General features: G+C 38.7%; 11 protein-coding genes and 2 pseudogenes. 2 read left to right on the plus strand and 11 right to left on the minus strand.

All coding sequences use genetic code 11. The features are described 5' to 3' along the window. Nucleotides 1-69: 69 nt before the first annotated feature. Both E2R53_RS21145 and E2R53_RS23720 read right to left on the minus strand, forming a co-directional pair. Entirely contained in the window at nt 70-1032 is a 963-nt protein-coding gene (locus E2R53_RS21145; protein WP_286166360.1) for a glycosyl hydrolase family 18 protein, read from the minus strand. Beyond that, nucleotides 992-1402: a LysM peptidoglycan-binding domain-containing protein gene (locus E2R53_RS23720; RefSeq protein ID WP_286166361.1), complete on the minus strand. Its 411-nt coding sequence runs from the start codon at nt 1400-1402 to the stop codon at nt 992-994. Before E2R53_RS23720 ends, E2R53_RS21145 begins: the two co-directional genes overlap by 41 nt. 287 nt (nt 1403-1689) lie before the next feature. On the opposite strand from E2R53_RS23720, the gene wrbA reads away from it, so the two are divergent. Then, nucleotides 1690-2301, plus strand: coding sequence for an NAD(P)H:quinone oxidoreductase (wrbA, locus tag E2R53_RS21150; RefSeq protein ID WP_133313695.1), 612 nt, complete (start codon nt 1690-1692; stop codon nt 2299-2301). A gap of 602 nt (nt 2302-2903) precedes the next feature. Continuing rightward, nucleotides 2904-3038 (plus strand): annotated as a pseudogene (locus E2R53_RS23725) (acetyl-CoA C-acyltransferase); the annotation flags it as partial. A gap of 285 nt (nt 3039-3323) precedes the next feature. Here the strand turns inward: E2R53_RS23725 and E2R53_RS21160 are convergent. From E2R53_RS21160 to E2R53_RS21200, 9 genes and pseudogenes are all read right to left on the minus strand, one after another. Then, on the minus strand, nt 3324-4295 hold the full coding sequence (locus E2R53_RS21160; protein ID WP_133313696.1) for a L,D-transpeptidase: 972 nt from the start codon (nt 4293-4295) through the stop codon (nt 3324-3326). 251 nt (nt 4296-4546) lie between these two features. Further along, nucleotides 4547-4636: pseudogene (locus tag E2R53_RS21165) on the minus strand (Rrf2 family transcriptional regulator); the annotation flags it as partial. A 22-nt stretch (nt 4637-4658) separates the two neighbouring features. After that, complete coding sequence (locus E2R53_RS21170) at nt 4659-5087, minus strand: organic hydroperoxide resistance protein (RefSeq protein ID WP_133313697.1); 429 nt, start codon at nt 5085-5087, stop codon at nt 4659-4661. Nucleotides 5088-5139: 52 nt separating this feature from the next. Then, nucleotides 5140-5568, minus strand: coding sequence for an organic hydroperoxide resistance protein (locus E2R53_RS21175; protein WP_133313698.1), 429 nt, complete (start codon nt 5566-5568; stop codon nt 5140-5142). 52 nt (nt 5569-5620) lie between these two features. Beyond that, entirely contained in the window at nt 5621-6049 is a 429-nt protein-coding gene (locus E2R53_RS21180; RefSeq protein WP_133313697.1) for an organic hydroperoxide resistance protein, read from the minus strand. Nucleotides 6050-6260: 211 nt separating this feature from the next. Next, entirely contained in the window at nt 6261-6689 is a 429-nt protein-coding gene (locus E2R53_RS21185; RefSeq protein WP_133313699.1) for an organic hydroperoxide resistance protein, read from the minus strand. Between the two features lie 140 nt (nt 6690-6829). After that, entirely contained in the window at nt 6830-7393 is a 564-nt protein-coding gene (locus E2R53_RS21190) for a TetR/AcrR family transcriptional regulator (RefSeq protein ID WP_133313700.1), read from the minus strand. Nucleotides 7394-7529: 136 nt separating this feature from the next. Then, nucleotides 7530-8441, minus strand: a complete 912-nt coding sequence (locus E2R53_RS21195) for a LysR family transcriptional regulator (RefSeq protein WP_286166362.1) — start codon at nt 8439-8441, stop codon at nt 7530-7532. 350 nt (nt 8442-8791) lie between these two features. Next, nucleotides 8792-11515 carry a S8 family serine peptidase gene (locus tag E2R53_RS21200; RefSeq protein ID WP_165971065.1) on the minus strand — a complete coding sequence of 908 codons (2724 nt, stop codon included), beginning with the start codon at nt 11513-11515 and terminating at the stop codon, nt 8792-8794. Between the last annotated feature and the right edge of the window lie 20 nt (nt 11516-11535).

The raw sequence follows: 11535 nt of genomic DNA on the forward strand, positions 1-11535 counted from the left end.
TGCTAAATTAATATTGACAAGCTTATTCCAATCATCTGTTTGCTACTCATCATAATCGAAAAGTGTGTTTTATCGAACATTAAACTCTTCTAATAGAAGTTCTTCGGTCTGTGGCATAGTTAAACCTAAATGCCAGCACCCCATTCCAGCTAACCCATATTCTCTCACAAGCTTGAATTTCCTAATAAGACTCCTAGGATCTTCAAACCACACTTCGTGCTGGATTCCATCTTTATCAACATATCTGAACCACGGTGCTGCAGCTATTTCATCATAATGAACTTCACTTCGGTAGCCTGTATAAATATCAATAGCACGTTGTGTGGAATAAGCTTTCCCTGATCTTTTCTCGCCAGTAATTGTCCAATCATAAGCATACTGAGGAATTCCAAGCATGAGTTTAGATTTTGGTACGACAGAGACTGCATAATCTAATGTGGCCCGGACTCTATTAATTGGAGCAATCGGTCCAGAAGGTCCGCCGGGCCAATGCCAGTCATATGTCATCAAAAACATTTTGTCTAAATATTTACCGAGTGTGGCATAATCATAAGCTATTGAATGAACTGGGTTAGAAGCTCCCTCTTTAGGAGGAACAGCCATCAATACTTCCATACCAGATGGATGTAATTTCTCGGACAACTCTTTTATAAACATGTTGAGATTTAATCTATCTGCTTTTTTAACTTGCTCAAAATCAATTACTACACCTTTATAATCATGACTATCTAAAAGAGAGTAGATATTATTTATCAGTTTTTTTCGTAGCCAAGGAGTGTTTATCAATCGATGTGTTAAATCTGGATCAAATCCTTTTTCACTTAGATTAGTAAGTGTTGCATATGGAGCAAGGTTTTCTTTCCAAGCTATCTTATGTGCCTGATTCTCTTCGCCTTCTATTAAATTTCCATTGTTATCAGATCGATATTCAAAAACGAAAATTCCAGTGAGGGTCCTTTTATAATTTGAAAGCATCCAATCATTAGTATGTTTATCTTTTGGAACAAAGTAAGTACCTGTCCAGATATTCATTTTTTGCGGTCGAGATATGTGAATTTTTTGACCAGGGTATAAGACGCGATTTTTCAAGTGATTCACGTTCATTAATGAATTTTATTTTTATAGAATGTCGATTTGCTATCTCCCATAAGCTCTCTCCTGGTTGAACTATATACGAAGTTCCAGGAATTAAAATGGATTGGCCAATTACTAATTGTGAATTTTTTGCAAGACCGTTCAGTTTAGCAAGATACTCGCTTTTAACTTTATATTTTGAGGAAATTTTGGATAGGCTATCTCCATATTTTACTTCATGGATAACTTGAGCATTTAACTTTTGCGGAAGTACTAAACACAGTGAAATCAATATAAATAAAATAACAAGACCATACTTATTAAACATTCCATTACCCCTCCTTTTCCAATTAGTGATTAGTATCAACAAAATAAGGAGTTTTCTACAAGGGATATTTTAACAACCGAATAAGAATTCTCAAATGTAAGATCACAAATTTCGATGTTTAGCTTTCATTCCCGATAAGAAATTAAGATAATTCTATTTGTTTACTGGCCAATGCGCCTTCCTGCCTAGTAAGAATAAACCGACGCTGTGTTGGAGATTCTTATAAATGGTATAAGGAATTTTAGTTTTAATTATTAAAACAAATTTGATAATTAAGGAGTTGCAATATGTCAAACGTTAATCTTGCCGTAATCTATTATAGTTCCACCGGAACAAATTACCAGCTGGCAAAATGGGCAGCTGAAGGTGGCAAAGAAGCAGGAGCAGATGTAAAAATATTAAAAATACCAGAACTTGCCTCTGAATCGGCAATTGCCTCAAATCCTGCTTGGGCAGCTCATGTAGAGGAAGCCACCTGTGTTCCGCCTGTTTCATTAGTTGATTTGGAGTGGGCAGATGCCATTATATTCAGTGTTCCAACACGATTTGGGAATGTACCAGGTCAGGTTAAGCAATTTTTGGATACAACTGGCGGACTCTGGTTTAGTGGAAAGCTTGCGAATAAGGTAGTGAGTGCAATGACTTCTGCACAAAATCCACATGGAGGACAAGAAGCGACTATATTATCCTTATATACAACCATGTATCATTGGGGAGCTATAGTTGCTTCACCAGGCTACACTGATCCCGTAGCATTTTCAGCAGGTGGAAATCCATATGGAACAAGTGTAACCGTTGATCAAAACGGAAAAATGGTTGAAGATGTACAGGCTGCGGTTAAACATCAAGCTAAACGTACAGCAACTGTTGCCGAATGGGTTAAAAAAGCAAACCAATAAACTAAAAGTTTTTTATCACTCTCCTAATATCACTAAATGACTTCGGTACTTCTTCCGAAGTCATTATTTATTTTCTTTATATATATAACAATTGTTTGGGTCACCTACAAATGAATCTCATGTTTTCTCCTTGCAATAACACATAAGGATGAAAGTTCTATATGAATTTTAATAAATTTAACGCAGACTATCTATAGTGGAGAAGGATAATACACTTCTGAAAACCTGTTCTTTAACCGTCTCCGCAGCCAAATGAGTTAATTAAAAATTTTTTTACAAGTTGAACTATATCTCCCCATTCAGCTTCTGTAACAGTAAGCTTCGGTTGTATAAAACCTGAACATCTTCCACAAGCTCCAAATGTTACAGGAAAAGTATAACTATAAATACACATCCTGAACTTCCAAATAGGCAATATATAAAGAACCCCTCATACTTATAAGGGGTTCTCTACGTTCATCATTATTTTATTTCTTTCTCCAAGAAGATTAGTACTAGGTTTTGTATAGTAGAAGTATAATTATAAATGATAATTCTTGAATCTCCCCAATGTGTCACAATGCTCCTTGATGATGGCTTACGAATAATAGAAATACAAGGAAAGCTGGAAAAAAGCGGAAGAGCTTGGCATTCAGCCGCTAGTTAAAATTACAGCCAACGGCAACGCTGGCGTAGATCCGAGCATTATGGGGATTGGACCGGTTGCAGCTGTGCAAAAAGCTTCAAGAAAAGGGGCTCAGCATCCTAACCTATACTCATAGGCAGTACCTCCTTCCAATCATTTATTCTCCAATAAAGAACGATTGTTCTAAAATATTTATAAATTTCCATTCCAATTAAAATTCAAGCGTGGTTACGGCGGAATTGGCTATACAGTGAAGCTTTTCTCTGTCAGTCGACGTTCGTGCAAGGACCGTCAGTCCCGCATCGTATTATGAATATTCTCCCCGAGATCTTCTGGAGTACGAGCATTTGTGAATTCGCCCTTCTCTGTCCCCCTTTCAAGAACAAAAGACAAAGGATTATTTTTGACTAAAAATTCTCGTATTAAACTGTGTTGCACTTCGTTTCCAGTTGAATGTGTTATTTCCACCAGACTTGTTATATGGATTACTGAAACTAACTTCAATGACAGAAAGTTGTTTGAATTCATCATTTGATATTTTATTAAGTGTGGTACTTGCACTCACAATTAATGGCGTCTCATTAAAAGAATAAAGAGAATATTCATTTCTCTTCAATGTTTTTAAAAGGTATCGATCATTGGGAAGATTTCTCATTATATTCCATTGGGTACCATAGTCCCTATACAATAACTTAGCATCACTTATGAAACCTATGGAGTGATTAAAGGTATTAATTATCACAATTTGTCCTTGAAACAACTTCTTTTTTGGTTTTTCTGAATTAATCTGGGCCGGCTTATGATGCTCTTTCTTTTTTGAAACATTCATAGATTTAACAGATTCTGTTATTTGATAACCTTCTTGATTTGCCACTTGGGCAAAGCTTTTTGATGTTTTCGTTATGATTACAATAGTATCTGTGCTTATATGGTCAAATAGCCAACGAATTTCTCGGTTGTACATCCGAATGCAACCTTCAGAGATATGCTGACCTATTGATTTTTCATTATTATTTCCATGAATAGCATATGTGGTTCCCCAGGTACCATTAATATTAAGACCGAGCCATCTATCCCCTAAAGGATTATCCGGTGATCCTCCAGGAATATTCTTTTTATAATAAGGTCTATCCTTTATCTTATTTACAATTTTAAATGTACCTGTGGGTGTTTGGTTTTCAGGAGACCCTGTTGCTACTTTAAACGTTCTCTCTAAAACCCCTCTTTTAATAAAGCCTAATTCATTGCTATTTGTATTGATGATTATTAAGTCATTAGCTACTTTTAATTCAGCTCCATTTACCCATTTCGGATGAAAAGAAATGAAACTAAATGTAAGAAGTATTAAAAGCACAGCTGATTTAATCAAGGTCCCTTCTCCCCTTTTAGTAAGTAGCTTAATATAGGTTATCTACTTACTTTTTTATATAACACTTATATCATAATTCTAAGCTACCTTAGCGACTAATGGATGTTAATGGATATTTAAGAAGGAGTAAATTAGCTTTTTTAAACGGTAAAGCCGATACAAAACTCCGATAGTCTATTTTGAGAATCACTAAAAAGCTCTAACAAATTCGTCAAGGCGATTTAGTTAGAGCTTTTTTTTTTGAAGTATTCTCAAGTATCTATTCTTAGTTTTTCAGGTAAAACAAGGTTAAGCCCCTTATCTAACCATGCAAGAGTTTTATCACAGAGAAACTCACGCATGATCAAGAATCCTATGCGCTAATTAACCAACAACGTTCGATATTACTTCGATATTGCCATGAGTTGCTTTGGCATATGGGCAAACTTTATGAGCTTCTGCAACGATTTCCTCAGCCACGCTAGTTTCTACTCCTTTAATAGTGATGTCCATAGTAATTGCTAGGACATAGCCGTCGTCCGCATCCTTGCCGAGCGTAACTTGAGAAGCAATTTTTATACCTTCGGTTTTAATATTCCTTTTTCTAAGAATAGTACCCATCGCACCTTCGAAGCATGCCGCAAATCCTGCAGCGAACAATTGCTCGGGATTCGTTCCAGCTCCGTTACCACCTAATTCCTTGGGATATCTCAAGTCCACATTAAGATTCTCATCACTGGAAACCGCTTTGCCTTCTCTTCCGCCTTGAACGTTTACAGTAGCCGTGTATAATTTCTTTTCCATTTTAATCATTTTTAGAACTCTCCTTTTTATACTGGATTATTTTATACTCTTTGTGCGCTGATTAACCAACAACGTTCGATATTACTTCGATATTGCCACGAGTTGCTTTGGCATATGGGCAAACTTTATGAGCTTCTGCAACGATTTCCTCAGCCACGCTAGTTTCTACGCCTTTAATAGTGATGTCCATAGTAATTGCTAGGACATAGCCGTCGTCCGCATCCTTGCCGAGCGTAACTTGAGAAGCAATTTTTATACCTTCGGTTTTAATATTTCTTTTTCTAAGAATAGTACCCATCGCACCTTCGAAGCATGCGGCAAATCCTGCAGCGAACAGTTGCTCCGGATTGGTTCCAGCTCCGTTACCACCTAATACCTTGGGATATCTCAAGTCCACATTAAGATTTTCATCGCTGGAAACCGCTTTGCCTTCTCTTCCTCCTTGAACGTTTACTAGAGCTGTATACAATTTCTTTTCCATTTTAATCATTTTTGGAACTCTCCTTTTTATACTGGATTATTTTATACTCTTTGTGAGTTAATTAACCAACAACGTTCGATATTACTTCGATATTGCCATGAGTTGCTTTGGCATATGGGCAAACTTTATGAGCTTCTGCAACGATTTCCTCAGCCACGCTAGTTTCTACTCCTTTAATAGTGATGTCCATAGTAATTGCTAGGACATAGCCGTCGTCCGCATCCTTGCCGAGCGTAACTTGAGAAGCAATTTTTATACCTTCGGTTTTAATATTCCTTTTTCTAAGAATAGTACCCATCGCACCTTCGAAGCATGCGGCAAATCCTGCAGCGAACAGTTGCTCCGGATTGGTTCCAGCTCCGTTACCACCTAATTCCTTGGGATATCTCAAGTCCACATTAAGATTTTCATCGCTGGAAACCGCTTTGCCTTCTCTTCCGCCTTGAACGTTTACAGTAGCCGTGTACAATTTCTTTTCCATTTTTATCATTTTTAGAACTCTCCTTTTAATACTGGATTATTTTGTACTCTTTGTGCGCTGATTAACCAACAACGTTCGATATTGCCACGAGTTGCATTCGCATAAGGGCAAACCTGATGGGCTTCCTCGAACAGTAGCCGTGTTCAATTTCTTTTCCAACTTAATCATTTTTTGGACTCTCCTTTTAATATTGGATTATTTTATACGCTTTGTGTCCTGATTAACCAACAACGTTCGATATTACTTCGATATTGCCACGAGTTGCTTTGGCATATGGACAAACTCTATGAGCTTCCGCAACGATTTCCTCAGCTACGCTAGTTTCTACGCCTTTAATAGTGATGTCCATAGTAATTGCTAGGACATAGCCGTCGTCCGCATCCTTGCCGAGCGTAACTTGAGAAGCAATTTTTACACCTTCGGTTTTTATATTCCTTTTTCTAAGAATAGTACCCATCGCACCTTCGAAGCATGCCGCAAATCCTGCAGCGAACAATTGCTCCGGATTCGTTCCAGCTCCGTCACCACCTAATTCCTTGGGATATCTCAAGTCCACATTAAGATTCTGATCGCTGGAAACTGCTTTGCCATCTCTTCCGCCTTGAACGTTTACTAGAGCTGTATACAATTTCTTTTCCATTTTAATCATTTTTAGGACACTCCTCTTAATATTGGATTTTTTTATACTCTAGCCATACGGCTTTTGCTCACCGAATAGGCTTCATAAAAATTAAAGTTCGTTTTACTTACTTACTAGAAGGTAAGTTTTATTTATAAAATAAACCGTTCTTATGATTTTCTTAAGAAACGGTTTAACTGGTTTAGTACATCGGCTAATACATCCTCGCCCAGAACACGCCGATATAATAATGCTCCCTTAATGCTGGATAATATAGTTACAGCTAAAAACTGAAGGTCTTCAGAATCATTTATGCTTTTTTCTTTTTGCGCCTCTGCAACAATTTCTTTAAGAATTGAGAGTTCTAATTTACTGACTTCCTTAATTTTATTTTGAACAATATATGGCAGAGATTCATAATCAGTCTGTAAAGATGAAATCGGACATATTTCAGTCCACTCGAACCGTTCAGCCTGTTGTAGAATGAATTTTTTCAACTTCTCTTCTGCTGAAACGGAAGAATTTTTAATTGACAACAAGGAGTTTTGCAAGCGAATAGTAATCCGTTCGGTAATGGCAACCCCTAAATCCTCCTTTTTCTCAAAATGATAATGGATACTTGCCTTGGTCACGCCTAATTGTTTAGATATATCATCATAGCTAAACCCTACATATCCTTTTTGTTGTACTAACTTTATTGCTAAGTCTAAGATTTGATTTTTTCTATTTTCCATATCCACATATTAACTTACTAATAGGTAAGTGTCAAGGTAAAAGTTCGCAGGTGAGCTGAAATAATTTATTTAGTTCCGAAAAAAAGAAGATAACCAATTTTCATTATAAGAGATTATGTTGGATAACAACATTTCATTATTTAATACCTAATAATTCATTAAAGACACCCACATTGCATTTATTCACATGAGCAATCAATAATTCAATAAAACCTTTTGCGGCTGTCCCAATGTATTTTTGTTTATGGTGCACAATGGTGACTTCCCTAATAATAGCTGGATTTTTAATCTTTATTGCCTTCAATACCCCTTCATTTTCCAGAGTAAAAAGTGTACTAGATATAATAGTAGCACCTATCCCTTTCTTTACTAGATTCAATATTGACTTTGAATCAGTTGATTCAATGATTGGTTGAATATGAATTCCTGCAGCACTACATGCAGCATCAAGTGATTTCCTAAAACAGTGACCTTTAGGATTTAATATTAAGGGTATGTGCTGAATCTCTTTAAAATCTATAGCATTTCTATCTGACCAAACATGATCCCTTGGTACAGCTAAGAAAAATTCTTCTTCGTATAATGAAATATTTGTTAACCTTTCATCTTTTCCTGGCATAAGCGTCAAGGCTAAATTAAATTCATTCTGTATAACCTTTTCAACCACATCATCTAAAGAGAAAATCTGTATTTGTACATCTGGATATTTGGAATGGAATTCCAATAATACTGTGGATGCAATATGATTTAAATCTCCTGACAAGGCTCCTATTACTAGTTTTCCTCTTTTTACATTTTGAAGTTCTTCTATCTGTTCTTTAGCACTTTCTAAATTAGCGAATACCTTTTTGCAGTGTTCATGAAGGATTTTTCCAGCTTCTGTAATTGCTATTTTCTTCCCTAAACGATCAAATAAACGAACACCAAGTTCGACTTCTAATGCTTTCATTTGGTAGCTTAAAGTAGGTTGCCCAATTCTTAATTTTTCAGCAGTCTTTGTAAATTGCATTTCTTCACAAAGAGCCATAAAATGTTCTAATTGTCTCAATTCCAATATTCCCCACACACCCCTTAGATATCTGTAAATCCATTTTAAAATTAAACTCATATAATATACTATTAAAAATATTTTACAAAACTTCTATTAAATTCTTTTTATATTCCATAACAAGGATTTAAAGAGCTCATTGATAGTAAAGAAGATAATAGAAAAGTTTAAACAAAAACTAACAATCTGATTTCTAATTAAAGAGACAGTTCACCTATTCTTAAATACGTGAACTGTCCCAAATCAAACTATAACTTTCCTTTTGACTTAATAAATTTCAAACTGCACAACAATCTATTTGATTTGAAAGTGAATCGTTTTTCTTTCCATGTTTCCCCCTTTATAGATTTTTATTTGTTTTCATATGAAACGACGGAGCGAATCATCGGATTGGCTGCATCTAAACCTGCTGCAAATGGTCCAATCACCGACCCTCCCTCTACTTTTAACCACTCGCCTTTGTAAAGCTTCCAAAAGCGGTCTGAGAACTGGCTGCTCAGATCAAAACCAAGGGTCGGCACATATGGGTCTGGACCTTGGGTGCTGTATACAAGGAAATATTCCTTCGGTACATAAATGGAGTAAGGGCTAAGATCTACTCTGACCCAGCCAGGAACGACATCCGATTTTGCAGGAATGGATTCCGTTAATTTCTTTCCAGGCCCTCCTTCAGGCCCAGTCGCATCATATACATCCACTTGAAAATTTTCCCCGCCCGGATTCCACCAGCGTGGGTCGATATAAAACAGGCCGGCAGTCAGTAATGCTTGTTCCTGTCCATCCTTCAAAGACATTTTTACTGCGGCCTCGTCCGCACCAGAGATCAACAAGACATTTTCAGCCGAGCCATCATCATAGCTGATTTCACCTTCTGTACCGATATAAGGCTTTAAGTGTATATCAATTGAATGGATGGAATTGCCCTTAATTTCAATCCGTTCCCGGTAGGTATGAAAATAGGGGGCACTCACTTCAAGCGTATATGTTCCTATAAAAGGGTTAAGCGAGTATTTGCCGTTTGCACCTGTTTTTACCGGGGCGACAGCGGCGTCTTCAGTGAGTTTCACCGTGGCTCCCTTAATCGTTTTTTTGGATTCGATGTTCTTGACTGTTCCCTTGACGATGCCTTTTTCTAATGGGGATAACTGTATATCTACGTTGGTCGATGCATCTTTCGTTACTCTCGCCATTTGAATCTTTTGCTTAAAGCCATAGGCCTCGGCTTGTAGGTGGTATTCATCTGCTGGCAGTTTCATGCGGAAGCTGCCATCCGTTGGATCAGTCGCTAAAAGCCTTCCATTTTCAACAATCTGTATGTGCGCGCTAAGTGGGATGAGAACTTGTTTTTCATGGGTGCCTTGTACCCTTGAAGCCTCCCCTAATGGTTCAAATGCAGTCGTTGATTGGGAGGGTTGATAGACGTCGCCGGAAGGCTTGGCTTCTACGGCCACATCATCTAAGTACCACCCTAAATTTTTTCCACTACTGTCGGAATGGAAACGGTAAGCTACATAAACAGTTTTCCCTGAGAAGGAAGACAAGTCGACAGAAATGGCTTCCCATTTTGTCTCTAAATGTCCTTCGTTTGTTTTCACCACATGCCAGTTCTTCATGTCTTCAGAAACGAGAATTTGGCCCCAATCATCCGTCCCTCGAACGGGCCATGATGGAAATCCAAAGGTCTGTTTAAAGTTAAGGAATACCGCTTCTCCTTCCTTGACTTGGATCGGAGGCATAGTTAGCATGGATTCCTCGTTATAGTTATAACTCCAGTAATTATCGATGCTATCTCTCCAGTCCGGGATCGAGGTAGCGTACGCTTTGGTCCCGGAAGGCACTTTCAGGACTGGTGTCATGACCTTCCCCCAATTCCACGAACTGCTTCTACCGGTACTGTACCATCCTACAGGTGTTGTTTCAAAGTCTGTTGCATACCCGACCGACAGCCCTTCCTTCAGGGGTAGACGAACAGGGACGGTTTTCGTACTGTTTCCGGCATAGTCCGTAATTTTCCAGTAATACGTCATTTCTTTCCCCCTTACTTGTTCTAAAGGGAGTTCACTTGAATAGGAACCGCTTTTAAAGGTGCCTTGAAAAAGTGTGCCTGTTGATGTTTGCGCGGGTGCTCTGTCGATTTGGTAATGAAGTTCCACCGCGGAAACGGCAAAATCGTCAGAGGCTTGTACAGAGAGTTTTAAAGGCGCATTCGCATAAGCATAGGGAAGAGGCTCATGGCTGGCTGCTGGTTTCTTTTTATCGACAGCTTTATAACCTACTGTTCCTGCTAGACTGCCGACGCCGTTAGAACCGCTCTTAACCATACCTGTCAGGTCAAGAATCCCTCTCCCATAAGCGTCATTTGGGGAAGATGGATACTCTGAATCAGATAACGGAATCAATCCGGCATATAATTTTTCTTTCAGCTTGTCGATCGGCATGTTTGGCTGCATTTGCTTTAAGATGGCAATGGCGCCTGATACATGTGGTGCAGCCATGGAGGTCCCCGATGACAACCCGTATTCGTTATTTGGGAGGGTTGACAGAATCGCTTCCCCCGGTGCGACCAAATCCGGCTTTATTTCACTGCCGCCATACGGAGAAGGCCCCCTTAAGGAAAACCATGAGATTCGGTTGGCTGTATCCGTTGAGCCAACTGCAATGGCTTCAGGGTAATTAGCTGGATTGGTTATAGAACCTGGCCCGACGGGCGTCCATTCGCTGTCGTTTCCTGCGGCAAAAACCGGTGTAATGCCGGCAGCCTCCCATGCCTTCACAACCGATCGAAACCAGTCATTCAAGGTAGAACTGCTACTCCATGAGTTATTAATAATGTCCGGTGCCATCTCTGGATGAGGAGTTCCCTTTTCATCCCGTGGGGCGAGAAGCCATTCTCCTGCTTTTAGCAAGTCTGTATCCAGCGCGCCGTTTTCTGAAAATGCGTTAACTGCGATCCAGCGTGCCCCCGGAGCCACTCCGGTACGCGTGCCTGTTTCCGGGTCATAACCAACCATGGTCCCTGTCACATGTGTACCATGTCCATGTAAATCAATTGGAGCAGGACTATCCCCAACCAAGTCCAGCCAATTGAAGGTGT

Origin of the sequence: Peribacillus frigoritolerans (genome assembly GCF_004358755.1) — a bacterium.
GTDB lineage: Bacteria > Bacillota > Bacilli > Bacillales > Bacillaceae > Bacillus_P.